Source organism: Streptomyces sp. NPDC050287 (assembly GCF_044459385.1).
Lineage (GTDB): Bacteria > Actinomycetota > Actinomycetes > Streptomycetales > Streptomycetaceae > Streptomyces.
Genome location: NZ_JBITIY010000003.1, coordinates 579,616 through 598,598 on the forward strand (window position 1 = coordinate 579,616; position 18,983 = coordinate 598,598).

Consider the following 18,983-nt stretch of genomic DNA (forward strand, 5'->3'; position numbering starts at 1 on the left):
CCCTCTGCTCCCTAGAGCCGCTCGACGTGCGGAGCTGTCGCCATGACGCCACGGGTGTCGAGGACGTAGGCGGCCTCGGCGGCGACCCGGGCGAGATCGAACTCGGCGTGCGCGGTCAGCAGGACCACCGCATCGAAATCGGCGAGGCTCGCGTCGTTCTCCGCAGCGGCGAAGGGAATCTCTCGTGATCCGCCGTCCGGCAGATAGGGGTCTACGACAGTGATGTCCGCGCCCATGTCGCGCAGGCGGTCGATGACTTGGACGGCCGGCGATTGACGGGCGTCCGCAGTCCCCGGCTTGTAGGCGGTGCCCAGGGCGAGGATACGAGCACCGTGGACGCTTCGGCGGAAGCGGCGGCTGAGTGCGTCCTGCAGACGGCGCACCACGTAGTCGGGCTGGCTGTCGTTGATGTCCTGTGCCAGCTCGATGAGCCGGAAGGTCTGCCCGTGCTGCGTCTTGACGTGATGGCTGAGGTAGACAGGGTCGATGGGCAGGCAGTGCCCGCCGACGCCCGGCCCGGGCAGGAACTTGGTGAATCCGAAGGGCTTGGTCGCGGCCAGCTCCAGGGTGTGCCACACGTCGACGCCCAGTGTGTGGGCCATCCGGGACAGCTCGTTGACCAGCGCGATGTTGACGTGCCGGTAGGTGTTCTCGAACACCTTGGCCAGCTCGGCTTCCTCCAGTCCTGAGGCCGGCACGGTGGCGTCGGTGACCGTGTCGTAAAAGGCCTTCACCTGATGCAGGCACGCCTCGGTGAGCCCGGCGACGATCTTGGGCGTGTTCTCCAGCCGCCACACGGTGTTACCGGGATCGATGCGCTCGGGGCTGAACCCGACATGGAAGTCCCGTCCTGCTGTCAGCCCTGACCCCGTCTCCAGCAGTGGTATGAGGACGTCTCGGGTGGTGCCGGGGTGCGTGGTGGACTCCAGCACCACGGTCACCCCCGGTTCCAGCCGCACGGCCAGCTCACGGGCGGCATCGCGCACGCAACTCAGGTCCGGCGTGCGGTCGGTGAGTGGTGTGGGCACGGTGATGACGGCGACGTCGAAGCCCTTGAGCTCCTCCGGGTCGTCCGTCGGCCGGTACGCCCCCGAGCGCAGCAGGTCCTGCAGACGCGTGGATTCGATGTCCTCGATGTAGGAGGATCCCGCGGCCAGTTGGGCGCAGCGCTGCCCGTCGGGCTCGTATCCGGTCACGGTGTGGCCGGCCTCGGCGGCCCGTAAGGCCAGGGGCAGGCCGACATATCCCTGCCCGAGAACACAGACGTGCATGGTGGTTTCCTCAGCTTCAGTCGGCCCGCGGCCATGCGCGGGCCGAAAAGATCGGCGCCCCTGATTTGCGGCCACCTGGTCCTGAAGCAGGCGGCCGCGGCGTCGGGTACTGCGTGATGTGCTGGGTGGGACGGCCTTTGCTGCGACCCCCCAGTTGGGTTGCAGTGACGCCCCAGTTGAGTCATCGTCGGCTCAACGACCGGTCCAGGCCCCCTGCCTGAACATGCGCGAGACACGCGCAACGATCTTCACAAATCCCCCTCATGTGTGGACATCCAGAGTTCAACAAGCCGCCCGGAAGCGGAAGTCCCTTTACTCATTCGAAACATTTGAATCGCTCGCGCCATTCATGTCTGCAGTCGGCGGCGACGTCAAACACTGGACTCAACAGGGACTTTGCGGCGTCTCGGTTCGGGTCGGAGTCGGCGTGGACGGCTCCGTTCGTGGCCTGTCTGTAGGACGACCCATCGACCGAGATGGCTGTGCCGAGATGTGGAAAGCCTTCACAACTTCCCCCTACTGTGCATGATAAAGGATTCAACAACAGATCTGGAAACGGAAGGCTCGTTGCTGTTCTGCGACATGACGAGTGGTTGCGTTTCGAAAGACAGCGCGCTCTGGGTGTGCGCCCCATGTACCACCCCTTCGGGCCACCCAACCGGTGGTGTCCTCCCATGAGTCGGAGCGGGTGACGGCACGCGGCGGAGATCACCGGTCCTGGTGATCCTGCCGCCGGACGGCTCTGGGGGCGTGACGGATTGCGGTAGACCGGGGACGGTGGTCCTGCTGCAGGCACGATGTCCGACGGAGAAGCAATGAGCGCTCAGCCGCATACGTACGCCGTGGCCGACCCCGAAACCGCACTCAAGTACGCGATCCAGCACATCCAAGGTGCGTCGAGGGGGTCATCCAGCCGATCGTGCCGTCCTGGGGGATCATGAGAACGTCGCCGACCTGATCCGAGAGCAACTCGGACCTGTCCTGCGCAGGCTGGGCTGTCGGGCCGCCTCCGGAAACCTGGACCTGCCGGGGACGAGCAACTGGTACGTGCCGGACCTGGCCGTCGTACCGAGCGAGGTCGCCAAAGGAGCGGGCGCGCTGCTGCGCGACCAGACGCTGCTGATCGTCGAGATCACCTCGGAGAGCAACGGGGACACCGACCGCGTGGTCAGACGGAAGCGCTACGCGGAGTATGGGGCTCCGCTTTATCTGCTCATCGATCGTCAGCTTAGGTCCTGCACGCTGTACGCCGCTCCCGGGCAACTCGGCTACACCGAGGCCAAGGGCCCGGTGCCGTTCGGGACGCCCGTATCACTGCCGGATCCGTTCAGTCTGGAGCTCGACACCTCGGAGTTCTGACTTCTGTCGGTAGTTCTGACTCCTCTTTGCCGCCGTGGGCAGGCGGCTTCCCTGGAGCCGCGGCCATCCTCCGCCTGATCGTGACTGCGTACGATCACGAGACCCGCCGCCGCGCAGTGAGGAGCCACCCGTGTTCACCACCCGACCGACCCTCCAGGGCACCTTCGGCATGGTGTCGTCCACGCACTGGCTGGCCTCGCAGTCGGCGATGGCCGTGCTGGAGGACGGGGGTAACGCCTACGACGCCGCCGTCGCGGGGGCGTTCGTGCTGCATGTGGTCGAGCCGCATCTCAACGGGCCCGCCGGTGAGGTGCCGATCCTGCTCGCGCCGGCGGGCGGGGAGGTGCGGGTGCTGTGTGGGCAGGGCGTCGCGCCGGCCGGGGCGACGGTCGCGCACTACCGGGGGCTCGGCCTGGACCTCGTCCCCGGCACCGGACCGCTCGCGGCCGCCGTGCCCGGCGCCTTCGACGCCTGGATGCTCCTGCTGCGGGACCACGGCACCAAGTCCCTCGCCGACGTCCTCGGGTACGCCATCGGGTACGCCGAACACGGGCACGCGCCCGTGGAGAACGTCGGGGCGACCGTCGAGACCGTGCGGGAGCTGTTCGAGACGGAGTGGACGTCCTCGGCGGACGTGTACCTGCCGGGAGGCAGGGCGCCCCGGCCGGGCGAGCTCTTCCGCAACCCCGCCCTCGCCGCCACCTGGAAGCGACTGCTCGCCGAGACCGCCGGGGCGGGAGACCGCGAGGCGCAGATCGAGGCGGCGCGGGATGTGTGGCGCACCGGGTTCGTCGCCGAGGCCCTGGTGCGGCAGGCGTGGCGGCCCACCATGGACACCAGCGGCGCACGGCACACCGGCACGCTCACGGCCGCCGACCTCGCCGGCTGGTCCGCGACCTACGAGGCGCCGGCGACGTACGACTGGAACGGCTGGACCGTGTGCAAGGCCGGCCCGTGGAGCCAGGGCCCGGTTCTCCTCCAGCAGCTCGCCCTGCTCCCGCCCGAGCTGCCCCGCTACGGCTCCGCGGACTACGTCCACCTGCTGATCGAGGGCTGCAAGCTCGCCATGGCCGACCGGGAGGCCTGGTACGGGGACGCGGCCGAGGTGCCGCTCGCGGAACTGCTGTCGCAGGAGTACAACGCGGGGCGGCGGGAGCTGGTGGGGGAGAAGGCCTCGTACGAACTGCGGCCCGGCAGCCCTGGAGGGCGTACGCCGCGCCTGTGCGGCCACGCGGGCCTGGTGATCGGCGACAAACCCGGGTTCGACCCGCTGGGGGCCGGTGAACCGACGGTCGCGGTCCATGACGTGCCCGGCGCCGGCGAGCCCACCGTCGCCAAGCACCCGACGTCCCCGGTCCCGGGGGAGCCCGAGGTGGACGCCGACGGACTCACCCGGGGCGACACCTGCCACCTCGACGTCGTCGACCGCTGGGGCAACATGGTCGCGGCCACGCCCAGCGGCGGCTGGCTGCAGTCCAACCCCGTCGTGCCCGAGCTGGGCTTCCCGCTCGGGACCCGGCTGCAGATGACCTGGCTGGAGGAGGGGCTGCCGAACTCCCTCACCCCGGGCTGCCGCCCCCGCACCACCCTCACGCCCTCGATCGCGTTGCGCGACGGCGTGCCGGTGATGGCGTTCGGGACGCCCGGCGGGGACCAGCAGGACCAGTGGCAGCTGCACTTCTTCCTCGCGGTCGCACTGCGCGCCCGGGCCCGCGGCGGACTCGACCTCCAGGGCGCCATCGACGCCCCGAACTGGCACAACGACAGCTTCCCCGGCTCCTTCTACCCCCGCGGCACGCGTCCGGGCAGCGTCACGGTGGAGTCCCGCACGGACGCCCGGGTCGTCGAGGAGCTGCGGCGGCGTGGGCACGACGTGACCGTGGGTGATCCCTGGTCGGAGGGCCGACTGTGCGCGGTCGCCCGGGACCCGGAGACCGGCATCCTGTCGGCGGCGGCCAACCCGCGGGGCATGCAGGGGTACGCGGTCGGCCGCTGAACCCGGTGCCGGCCGCTGAACCCGACGCCGGCCTCGCGCGCGGCGCCGGGCCCCGGTGTTCATGGTGATTCCACCCGCTGTGCACCGGCCGGGCGGGGGGTGTCAGTGGCGCGTGCTCTCATGGAATCGTGATCGAAGACATCAAAGATAAAGAAGACATCAACGGCAAAGAAGACAGGGAAGCCATCGACGAGTTTCTCGCCCGCCACTCGGCCGACGTGGAGGAGGCCGTCCGCAGGGCGGCCGCCGCCGAGATCATGCCGCGCTTCCGCCGGCTCGCCGCCCACGAGATCGATCAGAAGGCCGGCCCGCATGACCTGGTGACGGACGCCGACCGCAATGCCGAGCTGTATCTCACCGAGGTGCTCGGCGCCCTGCTGCCCGGCTCGGTCGTGGTCGGCGAGGAGGCGGTGCACGCGAATCCGGTGTCGTACGAGGCGATACAGGCCGACGCCCCGGTCTGGATCGTCGACCCGGTGGACGGGACACGGCAGTTCGTGCACGGCGAGCCGGGCTTCTGCACGCTGGTGGCGCTGGCCTTGCGCGGAGTCCTCCTCGCCTCGTGGACGTACGCCCCCGCCCGTGACCAGATGGCCACGGCGGTGCGCGGACAGGGCGCCTTCCTCGACGGCGAGCGGCTGGTGGCGGGCACCCCGGAGCCGGACCGTGAGCTTCGTGTGGCCACCTCGCACCCGGACTACACGACCGAGGAACAGAAGCAGGCCCTGCGGGGCCTGTGGACCGACGGCGTCGCCCCGCGCGCGTGCGGTTCGGCCGGTCTGGAGTACCTGGCCGTCGCCCGGGGCGAGTCGGACGCCACCGCGTTCTCCTGGGAAGCGGCCTGGGACCACGCGGCCGGCCTGCTCCTGGTGGAGGAGGCGGGCGGCGCCCACCTGACCCGCGCGGGCGAGCCGTTCCGGATCACCGGAAACAATGCGCTCCCGTTCACCGCGGCACGGGACGCGGCCACGGCCCGCCGGGTGATGGAGCTGCTGCGGGCGCAGTAGCCCTCGAAGGCCAGGGGTGCGGTAGTCCCCGGAGGCCAGGGAGCCGCGACAGCCCTCGGCCGCCGTAGCCGGTGACCGTAGCCGAAGCCTCCACCCTTGGCGACGCCCCGCCCGGCCCCTGTCAGTACTCCGTCATATCCTGATCCTTACAGGCCATCGGCTGACGAAGGAGTCCGAAGGTGCCGTCGATGCTCGATGTGGTCGTGGTGGGTGCGGGGCCGAACGGGCTGACCGCTGCCGTGGAGCTGGCCCGGCGCGGGTTCTCCGTGGCCGTCTTCGAGGCCCGCGACACCATCGGCGGAGGGGCCCGCACCGAGGAGCTCACCCTCCCCGGCTTCTGGCACGACCCGTGTTCGGCGGCCCATCCGCTCGGCATCAACTCTCCCGCGTTCCGCGCGATGCCCCTGGAGCGGTACGGCCTGGAGTGGCTGCACGCCGACCTGCCCATGGCGCATCCCTTCACCGATGGCACCGCCGCCGTCCTGGCCCGGTCGGTCGGTGAGACGGCCGCCTCGTTCGGACCGCGGGACGCGGGCCCGTACCGCAGGCTGGTCGAGCCCTTCCTGCCCCGCTGGGACACCCTCGTCCGGGACTTCATGTCCCTGCCCCTGACCGCGCTGCCCCGCGACCCGGTCACCCTCGCCCGCTTCGGCCTCGCAGGTCTGCCCCCCTCGACCTGGCTGATGCGACGCTTCCGCGACGAGCGGGCGAAGACCCTGCTCGCCGGGCTCGTGGCGCATGTCATGGCCCCGCTCGGCGGTTTCGCCACCGGCGGCATCGCCCTGGTCTTCGCCCTCGCGGCGCACGCCCGCGGCTGGCCCGTGGCCCGTGGCGGCTCCCAGTCCGTCTCCGACGCGCTCGCCGCCTACCTCAAGGATCTCGGCGGCACCGTCCACACCGACTACGAGGTCAAGCGCCTCGACGATCTGCCGCCCGCCCGCGCCTACGTCTTCGACACCTCGCCCACCGCCCTGGCCCGCATCGCCGGCTTCGGCAGCCACTACGCGAACTTCCGGTACGGCCCCGGCGTCTTCAAGATCGACTACGCCCTGGACGGCCCGGTGCCCTGGACCGCGCCCGAGGCGCACCGGGCCACCACCGTGCAGATCGGCGCCGACAGCACCGAGATCGGCACCGCCCTGCGCGCCGCCTCCCGCGAGGGCCGGGCACCCGGGAAACCGTTCCTGATAACCGTGCAGCCCAGCGTCGTCGACCCCACCCGGGCCCCGGCCGGCAAGCACGTCTTCTGGGCGTACGGCCATGTCCCCAGCGGCTGGACCGGCGACCTGACCGACGCCGTCGAACGCCAACTGGAGCGTTTCGCCCCGGGCTTCCGTGACCTGGTCCTGGCCCGCGCGACCGCCGGACCACCCGAAATCGCCGCCCGCAACGCCAACTACATCGGCGGCGACATCGCCACCGGCGCGGTCTCGGGACTCCAGACCCTGCTGCGCCCCAAGCTCTCCTTGTTCCCTTACGGCACGCCGCACCCGGCCGTCTTCATCTGCTCGTCGGCCACGCCGCCCGGACCCGGAGTGCACGGCATGTCGGGGCACAACGCGGCCAAGGCCGTGTGGCGGAGGCTGCGCCGGACATGACCACGATCACCCTCGTCCAGGGCGACATCACCCGGCAGAGCGCCGACGCCATCGTCAACGCGGCCAACTCCTCCCTGCTCGGCGGAGGCGGCGTGGACGGCGCCATCCACCGGCGCGGCGGCCCCGCGATCCTGGCGGACTGCCGCCGGCTCCGCGCCGGCCACTACGGCAAGGGCCTGCCCACCGGTCAGGCGGTGGCGACGACCGCGGGAGAGCTGGACGCGCGCTGGGTGATCCACACCGTGGGCCCGCGCTACAGCGAGGAGGAGGACCGGTCGGAGTCGCTGGCCTCCTGTTACCGGCAATCGCTGCGCGTCGCCGACGAGTTGGGCGCCCGTACGGTCGCGTTCCCGGCCGTCTCCGCCGGCATCTACGGCTGGCCGCTGGGGGACGCCGCCCGCATCGCCGTGGAGACGGTGCGGGCCACGGACACGGCGGTCGAGGAGGTCCGGTTCGTACTCTTCGACGAGCGGGCGTACGAAGCCTTCGCGGAGCGGGTGGGCTGACGGGTCAGGCGGGACGTCGAGCCGCTCTTGCGCGCCTCACGCCGACGAGCCGCTCTTGGGTGCTTCACACCGACGAGCCGTTCTTGTGCGCCTTACGCCGCGTCGGACATGACCCGGTACGACGGCGACGGGCGGGGTGTCATCGTCGGATGCGGTGCCATGGTCGGATGCAGCAGTCCGGTCTCGTAGGCGAAGATCACCGCCTGGACGCGGGTGCGGGCGCCGATCTTGGTCAGGATGTGGCTGACGTGCGACTTGACGGTCGTCGGGGCGATGGAGAGCTGTTCGGCGATCTCGGCGTTGGAGCATCCCGAGGCGACCGCCGTGAGCACGTCCCGTTCGCGCTCGGTGAGGGCTTCGAGCCGGGGCGCCGGAGCGTTCACCGGGACGGGGCGCTGTCTGCGGACGACGTCGATGAGCTCACGGGTCAGGTCGGAGGAGATGACCGCGTCTCCGACGGCGACCGTGTGGATGGCCGCGGTCAATTGGTCGGGAGTGACGTCCGGGTTGATGAATCCGCCGGCCCCGGCGCGCAGGGCGGCGGAGGCGTGGGTGTCGTGGCCGGTGGTGCTCAGCAGGAGCACGCGAGAGGACCGGGCGAGACGGCGTACCGTCTCGATGCCGCCGGTGCCGAGACCGCGGCCGTCCATGAGGACCACATCCGGTCGGAGCCGGTCGGTCAGGGGAATAGCTTCGGCTTCGGTGGCTGTTTCCCCGACGACGGTCAGACCGGGTCGGGCCGCCAGGAGCATGCGCAGGCCGAGCCGCTGCAGAGACTGCTGGTGGACGACGAGTACGGTGATCATGCTCCTCCCTCCTGAACGAAACTGTTTCGTTCACTTTGATGTCATCAGACTAGCCCCGGCGTTATCGAAACGGCACCGTTTTGGTTGTGGCCTGCGTCACGTGCGCGTGAAAGTCGCCCAACAGGACCGAACAAAGTCCGACAGGATCATTGCTTCGATTGTGTGCGAGTTCTAGGGTTCCCTGGCTGACGCACCTTTCTTCCCACGCACCGTCAACTCACGCACCGTCAACTAACGCACGCTCACGCACCCCTCAGTCCGCACCCCACTGTCGAACCGAGGAAGGCCCCACATGCCGCACCCGCACCCGCACGTGCCTGACACCGACCGGCCGCTCGTCAGTCGCCGCCGTCTTCTGGAAGGGGGCGCCGCCGTCATAGGGGCGCTCGCCCTGTCCGCGTCCCCCTCTCTCGCGCAGGCGGCCGGCCGGCGCGCGGCGGCGGACGGCTCGCCGGAGTGGAACGGTCACATCGACGTCTTCCGGCTGGGCTCCGAGCCCGCGCACACCACCCTCATGCCGTACCAGGACGTCAGACAGGCCCTGGCCGCCGACCGCACCCGCTCGCCGTACCGCCTCAGCCTCGACGGCACCTGGAAGTTCGCCCATGCCGACCGCCCCGACGACCGGGACGTCGACTTCCACCGCACCGACCTGGACGACGCCGCCTGGGACACCATCCCGGTCCCCTCCGCCTGGCAGACGCACGGCTACGACTCGCCGATCTACGTCAACATCACCTACCCGTGGTGGGGCCCCAACGGCCTCGGCGAGGAGGCGCAGCCGCCGGCCGCGCCCACCCGCCACAACCCCGTCGGCCAGTACCGGCGCACCTTCACCGTCCCGCGCGACTGGTCCGGGCGGCGCACCTTCCTGCACTTCGAGGGCGTGAAGTCCGCCCACTACGTGTGGATCAACGGGGAGTTGGTCGGCTACCACGAGGACTCCTACGACCCCGCCGAGTACGACATCACCCGGCACCTGAAGCCGGGCACCAACCAGATCGCCGTCGAGGTCTACCGCCACTCAGACGGCGACTGGCTGGAGGACCAGGACATGATCCGGCTGAGCGGCATCTTCCGCTCGGTCTACCTCTACTCCACGCCCGCCGTGCACCTGCGCGACTTCAAGCTGGACACTCCGCTCAGCGACGGCTACTCGGCCGCCGAACTGTCGGTCACCGCGAGCGTCCGGGACTACGGCGGCACCGGCGGCGGCCGGTACTCCGTGGAGACACAGCTCTACGACGACGGCGGACACCCCGTCTGGTCCCGCCCGTTGCAGCAGACGGTCGAGCTCGGCGCCGGCGACGAGACGACCGTACAGGCCGCGAAGTCGGTGCCCGCGCCGCGCCTGTGGTCGGCCGAGCACCCGAACCTCTACACCGCCGTGCTCCGGCTGCGCGACCCGGCCGGCAAGGTGATCGAGACCCTCTCGCACCGGGTCGGCCTGCGCGAGTTCGCGCTCAAGGACGGGCTGATGCGCATCAACGGCAAGCCGGTCTCCTTCCGGGGCACCAACCGGCACGAGATGCACCCCACCCGCGGCTCGGCGCTCACCCGCGCGGAACTGGTCGAGGACATCGGCATCATCAAGCGGCTGAACATCAACAGCGTCCGCACCTCGCACTACCCCAACAACCCGCTGTGGCTCGAACTCGCCGACGAGTACGGCCTGTACCTCGTGGACGAGACCAACCTCGAGACGCACGGCATCCGGGACCAGTACCCCGGCGACCACGCCGACTGGACCGCGGCGTGCGTGGCCCGCGCCCAGAGCATGGTCCACCGCGACAAGAACCACGCCTCGGTCGTCATCTGGTCGCTGGGCAACGAGGCGGGCGGCGGCAGCACGTTCACCGCCATGCACGACTGGATCCGCTCCTACGACTCCACCCGCGTCATCCAGTACGAGGGCGACGACCGCCCGGGGATCAGCGACATCCGCTCCGAGATGTACGACAGCCCCTCCCGGGTCGAGGCCCGGGCGAAGGACACCGGTGACACCCGGCCGTACGTGATGATCGAGTACTCCCACGCGATGGGGAACTCCAACGGCAACTTCAAGAAGTACTGGGACGTCGTCCGCCGCCACGACGTGCTGCAGGGCGGCTGGATCTGGGACTTCGTCGACCAGGCCCTGAGCTGGCCGACCCCGACGCGCAAGCTGCTCACCGAGTCCGGGCCCGCCGCCCTGACCGGCGAGGTCATCGCCCCCAGCGGCACCTTCGCCCGCGACAAGGGTGTCTTCGGCGGCACCGTCTTCCCCCGCGACGAGCGTCTCGACCTCACCGGCTCGCTCACGCTGGAGGCCTGGGTCACCCCGCACGTCACCGGCGGCCACCAGCCGATCCTCGCCAAGGGCGACACCCAGTACGCCCTCAAGCAGTCCGACCGGACCCTGGAGTTCTTCATCCACGGCGACGGCCAGTGGGTCACCGCCAGCTGGGCGCTGCCGGAGGACTGGACCGGCCGTGAGCACCACATCGCCGGCGTCTTCGACGCGCAGGCCGGCACGCTCACCCTCCACGTGGACGGTGCGGTACGGGCCACCCGGACCACCACCCGGCGCCCCGCCGTCAACACCGCGCCCCTGGCCCTGGCCACCGACGTCGACAACCCGACCCGCGAGTTCAGCGGCACCGTCCGGCGGGCACGCGTGTACGCCCGGCCCCTGACCGCGACCGAGCTGGCCTCCGACGGCCGTGGTCCCGGTGACGACGGGGTGCGGTTCTGGTTCGACGCCGGCACCGTGGACCTCACCGAGAAGCGGCCCCGCGACCGGACGTTCCTCGCCTACGGCGGCGATTGGGGCGACAACCCCAACGACGGGCCGTTCTGCGGCAACGGCATCGTCACCGCCGACCGCGGCCACACCGGCAAGGCCGCCGAGGTCAAGCAGATCTATCAGGCGATCAACGCGGCGCCCGCGTCCGGTGACACCGTCATCTCGGGCCGGGTCACCCTCACCAACGAGTACCTGTTCACCAACCTCCGTGAGTTCGACGGACGTTGGTGGCTCACCGCCGACGGCAAGGTCGTCCAGAGCGGCAAGCTGAGCCGCGACCAGCTCGATGTCGCACCGCTGACCAGCAAGGACATCACGGTCCCGGTACGGCTGCCGGCGAACCCGGCACCCGGCACGGAGTACTTCCTGCACCTGTCCTTCACCACCAAGGAGCCCACGAAGTGGGCCAGGGCCGGCTTCGAGACAGCCAAGCAGCAACTCCCCGTCGCCGCGAGCAGCCCGGCCGTGACACCCGTACCCCTGGAGAGCGTCCCGGCGCTGCGCCATGAGGACACCGACAAGGCCGTCACCGTCCGGGGCCGGGGATTCTCCGTCACCGTCGACAAGAGCAGCGGCACCATCACGTCGTACGAGGCCTCAGGCGTCCGGCTCATCACCTCGGGGCCCGTCCCGAACTTCTGGCGGGCGCCCACCGACAACGACCGGGGCAACGGCCAGCACACCCGCAACCAGACCTGGCGCGACGCGGGTTCCCGGCGCGAGGTCACCGACGTCAGTGTCCGCGCCCTGCGTGACAAGGCCGTCGAGATCAAGGTCAGCGGCACGCTGCCGACGACCGTCGAGTCGACGTACAGCACCACGTACACGGTCTTCGGCAACGGCGAGATCAAGGTCGACAACACCCTGCACCCCGGGGCGACGTCACTGCCGTACATCCCCGAGGTCGGCACCCTGCTGTTCCTGCCCAAGCGCCTGGACCGCCTGCACTACTACGGCCGCGGTCCCGAGGAGAACATGTGGGACCGCAACAACGGCACCGACGTCGGCCTGTACTCCGGCACCGTCGCCGACCAGTGGACCTCCTATCTGCGCCCGCAGGAGAACGGCAACAAGACCGACGTCCGCTGGGCCGCGCTGACCGGCCGCGACGGCGTCGGACTGCTGGTCAGCGGGGAGCCGCTCATCGAGGTCAACGCCTCCCGTTTCACCCCTGAGGACCTGTCGGTCGGGGCGCGCCACGACTACCAGCTCACGCCGCGCGACGAGGTCGTCCTGCGCGTCAACCACCGGCAGATGGGCGTCGGCGGCGACAACAGCTGGGGCGCGCACACGCACGACGAGTACAAGCTCTTCGCCGACCGTGACTACGCCTACACCTACCGGCTGCGTCCGCTGCGGGACGTCGACGCGGCGACGGTGGCCTCGCGGCGGCCGACGGCCACGGAGTGACGACGGCGCGGGCCGGGACACCGACGGCAAGGTGTCCCGGCCCGCGCCTCTCGGCGGACGATAATGGGTCCGGGTCCCTCGACACCCCCGCCCGTCAGTCACTCCGACGTGTCGCTCAGCCCCATCCTCAGGTGCTCCACGTGGGACACGGCCTGGTCGAGCAGCTCCGATCCGGCCCGGCGCAGGACAGGCCAGCTTGATGTCGGATTCTCGCCAGCCCCGGCCCGGTCGGTGCCCGATGCTGGAACCATGCAGATGGGGATGCACACCGACACCGAGCGCTGCGTACGCGCCGTCCAGTCGAAGGACGCGCGCTTCGACGGCTGGTTCTTCACCGCCGTCCTGACCACCCGCATCTACTGCCGGCCCAGCTGCCCGGTCGTACCGCCCAAGCCCGAGAACATGACCTTCCACCCGAGCGCGGCGGCCTGCCAGCAGGCCGGCTTCCGGGCCTGCAAGCGCTGCCGCCCCGACACCAGTCCGGGCTCCCCGGAGTGGAACCAGCGCGCCGACCTGGTGGCCCGCGCGATGCGGCTGATCGCCGACGGCGTGGTCGACCGCGAGGGCGTCCCCGGACTCGCCGCCCGGCTCGGTTACAGCCCCCGGCAGGTCGAACGCCAGCTGCTCGCCGAACTGGGCGCGGGTCCGCTCGCCCTCGCCCGCGCCCAGCGCGCCCAGACCGCGCGCCTGCTCATCGAGACGACCCCGCTGCCGATGGCGGAGATCGCCTTCGCCGCCGGCTTCTCCTCGATCCGCACCTTCAACGACACCGTGCGCGAGGTCTTCGCCCTCTCCCCGAGCGAACTGCGCACCCGCCTCCCGAAGAACAACGCCGCCCCGGCCGCCTCGGGGGCGCTGGCCCTGCGCCTGCCCTTCCGCGCCCCCCTCAACCCGGACAACCTCTTCGGCCACCTCGTGGCGACGGCGGTGCCGGGTGTGGAGGAGTGGCGGGACGGCGCCTACCGGCGCACGCTCCGGCTGCCGTACGGCCACGGCATCGTCGCGCTCACCCCGCGGCCGGACCACATCGCCTGCCGCCTCACCCTCAGCGACCCGCGTGACCTGACCGTCGCCATCAGCCGCTGCCGCCGGATGCTCGACCTGGACGCCGACCCGGTCGCGGTCGACGACCAACTGCGCACCGACCCGGTCCTCGCCCCGCTGGTCGACAAGGCCCCCGGCCGACGCGTCCCGCGCACGGTGGACGAGGCGGAGTTCGCGATGCGCGCGGTCCTCGGCCAGCAGGTCTCCACGGCGGCGGCCCGCACCCACGCGGCCCGCCTGGTCACCGCGTACGGCGACCCGGTGGACGACCCCGAGGGCGGCCTCACCCACCTCTTCCCGACCCCCGAGGCGCTCGCCGCCCTCGACCCCGCCTCACTCGCCATGCCCCGCACCCGCCGCACCACCTTCACCACGCTGGTGGGCCAACTCGCCGACGGCACCCTCAACCTGGGCGTGGAGGGCGACTGGACGCGGACCCGCGCCCAACTCCTCGCGCTTCCGGGCTTCGGCCCCTGGACGGCCGACGTCATCGCGATGCGCGCCCTCGGCGACCCCGACGCCTTCCTCCCGACCGACCTCGGCATTCGCCGCGCCGCCCAGGAGCTGGGCCTGCCCTCGACCCCGGCCGCGCTCACGGCCCGCGCGGCGCCCTGGCGGCCCTGGCGGGCGTACGCGGTCCAGTACCTGTGGGCGACCGACAGCCACCCGATCAACTTCCTTCCCGTGTAAGGATTTCCAGTGAAACAGCACACCGTGATCGACAGCCCCTACGGCCCCCTGACCCTCGTCGCCGACGACGGCGTCCTGTGCGGCCTCTACATGACCGACCAGCGCCACCGCCCGCCGGAGGACACGTTCGGAACCCGCGCCGAAAGCCCCTTCGCGGCGGCCGAGGAGCAGCTGGAGGCCTATTTCGCAGGTGAGTTGAAGGACTTCACCCTCGAAGTCCGGTTGCACGGAACCCCGTTCCAGCGCGGAGTCTGGGACCAGCTCCGGAAGATCCCGTACGGCGAGACCCGCACGTACGGCCAACTGGCCGACGCCCTCGGCAGCCCCACCGCCTCCCGCGCGGTGGGCCTCGCCAACGGCCGGAACCCGGTCGGCATCATCGTGCCCTGCCACCGAGTGGTCGGCGCGAACGGCAGCCTCACCGGATACGGCGGCGGCCTGGACCGCAAGCAGCGCCTGCTGGACTTCGAGAGCGGAACGGCGCTGTTCTAGCCGCCCCGGCGGTCCTGGGCGGACCGCCCAGGACCGCCGGCGCGCTCCGCCGTGCCGCGCTTGGGAACCCGCTCCCGGGATCGGGCGGACCTGTTCGTCCGTCAGCTGCCGACAGCTCCCGCCACATACAGCAGATCCGCGATCTCGAACCGCCCCGGCGTCTCCGCCAGCGTGGGCCTCCAGCGCGGGAACACCGAGCGGTACGACGACGGGTCGGCGTCCAGCAGACCGATGAGGACCTCGGCGACGATACGGCTGCCGACCGGGCCGAGGTTGCGGCCGCGGTTGAGGACCTCCGCCTCCTTGAGGACGTAGTACCAGAGGTAGACCGGGCCCGTGGTGCCCAGTTCCTCGTCCGTCAGCGGGATCTCGCCGATGGCGCGGGCCACGTCCTGACCGGACGGCAGGCCGAGGGTCTCGCTGCGCAGCAGGTTGCGGACGGCGAGCGAGGCCACCGGCTGGGCCAACGCCCCTTGGCGGGCGCCGGGTACCGCGCTGACCGGGAGGTTCAGCAGCTGGGTGTTGAGTGTGGCCTCGATTCGCTTGGCGGTCTGCGGTTCGCTCGTGCGGGACACGTCGAAGAAGAACCGCCAGTCGACGGCGTGCTCGGGCAGGACGGTCATCCCGCCGCGCAGGTCCATGCGCGGATTGGCGGGAGCGTTCGGGTCGTCCGGGAAGATCGGCGCGGCGAAGTCCTCGTTGACGCGGTAGCTGGTGCGGACCGTCGGGTGGCCGAAGCGGAAGGCCGCGACCGCGAACTCCACCGGGATGAACGGCTGGCCGCCGGGCTTGAAGAACCGCGGGCCGTTCTCCTCGACGTCCCGCGCGATCTTCGCGTCGGCGATCAGCGGCAGGTACTCGTGGACGATGATCCACTGGTAGTGCCACTGGACCAGTCGACGGGCCCCGGCGAAGACGGTGTCGTAGTAGTTCTCCACGTCGAGCAGCTGGTCCAGCGGGACGCCGGGTTGCTGTGTCGGCGGCTCGTTCTCCGGCCTGGGCGGGAGTGGCTGCCCGAAGGCGTCCGTGATGTCTCCCGCGATGAGCTTGGTGGTGACCTGGTTGTGGAATTTGATCATGGCCACGTGGAACTGGCTGAGGATCAGGTTCTCGTCGTTGCGCGGGTCGCCGATGAAGGGGACTCCGGCCGGGGTCCGGGCCAGGTCCACACCGCTCGGCGTCAGCGCCAGCCTGCCCTCGGGCGAGCCGTCGTACAGGTGGCGACTGACGACCGGTCCGGCACCGTACAGGCTGTCCAGGTCGAGTCGTGGCGTACGGAAGTCGGTGGCGGCGGAGGGGTCGGTGCGCTCGCCGAAGCGCGACATGACGTCCAGCGTCAGGTCGTGGTCGACGAACTGTCCGAAGTACGTGAACCCCGCCGGGAGTTCCGGGTCGAGTTGGCTGTCGGTGGTGTCCCCGCCGTCCATCAGACCGCCGGGTGCGCCGAATCGCAGCGCGGTCTCCAGACCGGTGGCCCGGCGCGGCGGCAGCTGCGGGAACATTCGCCCGAAGCTTCCGCTGGTTTCGGCGTTGTTGAGGCCGCGTGATGGCATGCCGTGAGATGCGGACATGTGTCGTTCCCCCTGTGTGTTGATCCCCCGTGAGCGCACATCCGGACCGTCGCCGTCAGGGTCGCCGGGCTCGGCGGGTCTCCCTTGGGCTCCTCGGGTCAACGGCGGCACTCCTGTCCCTTCCAGGGTGCAACGCGCGTAGCGCAACCGCAGAGTCGAATGCCGAACTTTCATGCAAGGCTCACTCTCGGAAGATCATCATCCAAGGGGGCCCGACGCCATGTCACCCGGCCGGTCAGTCCGTGCTTTCGGCCTTGCAGTGCCCACGTAAGACTTCGGTCATGTCTGCCGGGCGCCACGATGGCTGCCCGGGAGCGGACAGGAACGGACCGCGCGAGTCTCGGGTCGCTGACCGGGTACTCGGCCTCGACGATCGCGTCGTTCGAGCAGGGTAGACGTATTCCACCGCCGCAGTTCCTCGACCGGGCGGACGAAGTGTTGGACGCGGGTGGGTGTTGTGCGCGAGCAAGCAGGAGGTGGCTCGGGCTCAGTATCCGGCGCGCGACCGCCTACGACGATGAGTACGGCGACTCACTTCGGAGTACCCGATCGTGCTCGCAGCCCGGCAGCTGTTCTCCCGGATCCGGGTCGCGCTCGGTCATGTGGAGGAGGCGATCGAGCTGATGACCGACGTCGTCGCACGGCGGGAACGCGGCTTGGGCCCCGAGCACCCGCTCACGGTGGCGGGCCGGCAACTCCTGGACGCATACCGGTCGGGCCGATGACGTGACGGCGCATGTCGCCGCGGGGACCGGTGGCCTCAGTAGTGGTAGCGGGCCTTGAGGATCTTGACTTCCTTCTCGTCCACCCGGTAGACGAGCCGGTGCTCGTCGTCGATCCGGCGTGACCAGTAGCCGGACAGATCGCCCTTCAGGGGCTCCGGCTTGCCGATGCCGGTGAAGGGGGTGCGCTGGATCTCGGCGATCAGCCGCGTGATCCTGCGGGCCATGGCGCGGTCCGAGCTGAGCCAGAACAGGAAGTCCTCCCATCCGGCCGGGTCGAAGTGGACCCTTCTCACCCGTCACCCGCCAGCTCTTCCAAATCGGCCATGCTCCTGGTGATCACGGCCTCACCGGACCGGTCCCGTGCGATGGCTTCCATGAGGCTGCGCGCGTTGGCGGGAGAGCGCAACAGGTAGACGGTCTCCTGCCAGGAGTCGTAGTCCGCGGCGGACATCAGCACCGCGTCGCCGTTCTTGGAGCTGATACGCACGGGGGTGTGGTCGTCGTTGACGCGCTTGATGAGCGGGAAGAGATCCTTGCGGGCCTCGCTGGCGCTTATGGTCATCTGCGGCACCCCTCTCCTGGTGGTACTGGGAAACGGTACGGCATTGTCGTACGAGTCGTGGAGCGAGACGTCTTCGGCGCTCCCGATCTGATTCCGCTGGGCAGGATGCGAAGGCCGCCGGTTGATCGATCGGTATGAAGTCGGTATACAGCGCAAAGGGGAGTAAGCGCCTGCCCGGCGGCCGGACGCTCCGGCCCGGGTGGGCAGCGGCCCGCCTTCGCTGTGGTCGGTCGGCTTCGCTGTCGTCGGTCGGTCGGTCGGACAGACAGCAGGCATTCCGCACGAAAACGGGCTGGCCCAGGACCTCGGACCAGAAGGCGGCCAGGCGGTGGGCGTCGGCGGAATCGATCGTCACATGGCGTATCGCGGAGGTTATGACACAGATTCTTGTCCAGCCGCCGATCTCCCGCAGCACCTTCGGCAACGCCGCCCGATCGGCTCGCGGATCATCTCGTCCGCCCGTCCGCCCGTCCGCCCGTCCGCCCGTCCGCCCGTCCGCCCGTCCGCCCGTCCGCCCGTTCGTCGTACGGCGTCGGCTCGGCGCTGGGCGATGACCAGCCGTCCGTCGTGATCGGCGGCGCCCCCTGCGAACCCCGTGCGGGGCAGGGCGTCGCCGTCACCCAAAGGTGTCCGCGTCCGCTCAAGATGTTCGCGTCAGCCCACCCGGTGCCCGTTCTCCAGCTCCGCCGTCCCCGGGCCATCCGCCAGCACGTCCAGCGCGGTCAGGACGCGGCGTCCCAGGGCACCCGGCAGGTACTCGGCCAGTTCCTCGCGCGGTACCAGCCGCCAGGACAGGAGTTCCTCCTCCTGGAGGCGGATCGCCTTGAGTTCGTCCTCGCCGAGCACCCCGCCGTCGTACAGGTACGCCACCAGCGGCGGACGTCCCGCCCCGTGCACCCAGTCCACCGCGAGCAGTCGGCCCAGTTCGCGGTCCAGGCCGATCTCCTCCGCCGTCTCCCGGCGCGCGCCCTGACGCGGGGTCTCGCCGTCGTCCGACTCGATCGTGCCGCCCGGAAGTGTCCACCCCTCACGGTAGTTCGGCTCGACGAGCAGCACCCGCCCCTCGGCATCCCGGAAGAGTGCGGCGGCCCCGGCGATGATACGGGGGAGTCCCGCGATGTAGGCGGCGAAGTCTTGAGTCGTGGTCATCCAGGAAGGGTA

At 70.5% G+C, this 18,983-nt stretch carries 14 protein-coding genes and 2 pseudogenes; 10 read left to right on the forward strand and 6 right to left on the reverse strand.

Annotation, left to right across the window (positions count from 1 at the left end; all coding sequences use genetic code 11):
* Positions 1 to 11: 11 nt before the first annotated feature.
* Positions 12 to 1,271, reverse strand: coding sequence for a nucleotide sugar dehydrogenase (locus tag ACIBK3_RS12980; RefSeq protein ID WP_399364856.1), 1,260 nt, complete (start codon positions 1,269 to 1,271; stop codon positions 12 to 14).
* A gap of 815 nt (positions 1,272 to 2,086) precedes the next feature.
* On the opposite strand from ACIBK3_RS12980, the pseudogene ACIBK3_RS12985 reads away from it, so the two are divergent.
* From ACIBK3_RS12985 to ACIBK3_RS13005, 5 genes and pseudogenes are all read left to right on the forward strand, one after another.
* A pseudogene (locus ACIBK3_RS12985) lies at positions 2,087 to 2,630 on the forward strand (Uma2 family endonuclease).
* A gap of 130 nt (positions 2,631 to 2,760) precedes the next feature.
* Complete coding sequence (locus ACIBK3_RS12990; protein ID WP_399364858.1) at positions 2,761 to 4,626, forward strand: gamma-glutamyltransferase family protein; 1,866 nt, start codon at positions 2,761 to 2,763, stop codon at positions 4,624 to 4,626.
* A 128-nt stretch (positions 4,627 to 4,754) separates the two neighbouring features.
* Complete coding sequence (locus ACIBK3_RS12995; RefSeq protein WP_399364860.1) at positions 4,755 to 5,633, forward strand: inositol monophosphatase family protein; 879 nt, start codon at positions 4,755 to 4,757, stop codon at positions 5,631 to 5,633.
* Between the two features lie 188 nt (positions 5,634 to 5,821).
* The gene (locus ACIBK3_RS13000) at positions 5,822 to 7,231 is read left to right on the forward strand and encodes a phytoene desaturase family protein (RefSeq protein ID WP_399364862.1); all 1,410 of its coding nucleotides are present in this window, start codon (positions 5,822 to 5,824) and stop codon (positions 7,229 to 7,231) included.
* Positions 7,228 to 7,737 (forward strand): O-acetyl-ADP-ribose deacetylase, encoded by a 510-nt coding sequence (locus ACIBK3_RS13005; protein WP_399364864.1) that lies wholly within the window; start codon positions 7,228 to 7,230, stop codon positions 7,735 to 7,737. The genes ACIBK3_RS13000 and ACIBK3_RS13005 overlap by 4 nt, the downstream gene beginning before the upstream one ends.
* 92 nt (positions 7,738 to 7,829) lie before the next feature.
* On the opposite strand, the gene ACIBK3_RS13010 is transcribed toward ACIBK3_RS13005, so the two are convergent.
* Entirely contained in the window at positions 7,830 to 8,543 is a 714-nt protein-coding gene (locus tag ACIBK3_RS13010) for a LuxR C-terminal-related transcriptional regulator (protein WP_399364866.1), read from the reverse strand.
* 292 nt (positions 8,544 to 8,835) lie between these two features.
* On the opposite strand from ACIBK3_RS13010, the gene ACIBK3_RS13015 reads away from it, so the two are divergent.
* From ACIBK3_RS13015 to ACIBK3_RS13025, 3 genes are all read left to right on the forward strand, one after another.
* Positions 8,836 to 12,738 carry a glycoside hydrolase family 2 TIM barrel-domain containing protein gene (locus ACIBK3_RS13015; RefSeq protein WP_399364868.1) on the forward strand — a complete coding sequence of 1,301 codons (3,903 nt, stop codon included), beginning with the start codon at positions 8,836 to 8,838 and terminating at the stop codon, positions 12,736 to 12,738.
* 249 nt (positions 12,739 to 12,987) lie between these two features.
* The gene (locus ACIBK3_RS13020) at positions 12,988 to 14,472 is read left to right on the forward strand and encodes an AlkA N-terminal domain-containing protein (protein WP_399364870.1); all 1,485 of its coding nucleotides are present in this window, start codon (positions 12,988 to 12,990) and stop codon (positions 14,470 to 14,472) included.
* Between the two features lie 9 nt (positions 14,473 to 14,481).
* Complete coding sequence (locus tag ACIBK3_RS13025; RefSeq protein ID WP_399364872.1) at positions 14,482 to 14,964, forward strand: methylated-DNA--[protein]-cysteine S-methyltransferase; 483 nt, start codon at positions 14,482 to 14,484, stop codon at positions 14,962 to 14,964.
* A gap of 101 nt (positions 14,965 to 15,065) precedes the next feature.
* On the opposite strand, the gene ACIBK3_RS13030 is transcribed toward ACIBK3_RS13025, so the two are convergent.
* Entirely contained in the window at positions 15,066 to 16,535 is a 1,470-nt protein-coding gene (locus ACIBK3_RS13030) for a heme peroxidase family protein (RefSeq protein WP_399364874.1), read from the reverse strand.
* 309 nt (positions 16,536 to 16,844) lie between these two features.
* On the opposite strand from ACIBK3_RS13030, the pseudogene ACIBK3_RS13035 reads away from it, so the two are divergent.
* Together ACIBK3_RS13035 and ACIBK3_RS13040 are read left to right on the forward strand one after the other, a co-directional pair.
* Positions 16,845 to 17,035 (forward strand): annotated as a pseudogene (locus tag ACIBK3_RS13035) (helix-turn-helix domain-containing protein); the annotation flags it as partial.
* Positions 17,036 to 17,086: 51 nt separating this feature from the next.
* Complete coding sequence (locus ACIBK3_RS13040) at positions 17,087 to 17,260, forward strand: hypothetical protein (RefSeq protein WP_399364876.1); 174 nt, start codon at positions 17,087 to 17,089, stop codon at positions 17,258 to 17,260.
* Between the two features lie 35 nt (positions 17,261 to 17,295).
* Here ACIBK3_RS13040 and ACIBK3_RS13045 read toward each other — a convergent pair whose 3' ends face one another.
* The 3 genes from ACIBK3_RS13045 to ACIBK3_RS13055 form a co-directional block, all read right to left on the reverse strand.
* Positions 17,296 to 17,553 (reverse strand): Txe/YoeB family addiction module toxin, encoded by a 258-nt coding sequence (locus ACIBK3_RS13045; protein WP_399364878.1) that lies wholly within the window; start codon positions 17,551 to 17,553, stop codon positions 17,296 to 17,298.
* Positions 17,550 to 17,822, reverse strand: coding sequence for a type II toxin-antitoxin system Phd/YefM family antitoxin (locus ACIBK3_RS13050; protein WP_399364880.1), 273 nt, complete (start codon positions 17,820 to 17,822; stop codon positions 17,550 to 17,552). Before ACIBK3_RS13050 ends, ACIBK3_RS13045 begins: the two co-directional genes overlap by 4 nt.
* Before the next feature lie 654 nt (positions 17,823 to 18,476).
* A complete protein-coding gene (locus ACIBK3_RS13055; RefSeq protein WP_399364882.1) occupies positions 18,477 to 18,971 on the reverse strand; it encodes an NUDIX domain-containing protein in 495 nt (164 codons plus the stop codon).
* Positions 18,972 to 18,983: the final 12 nt, after the last annotated feature.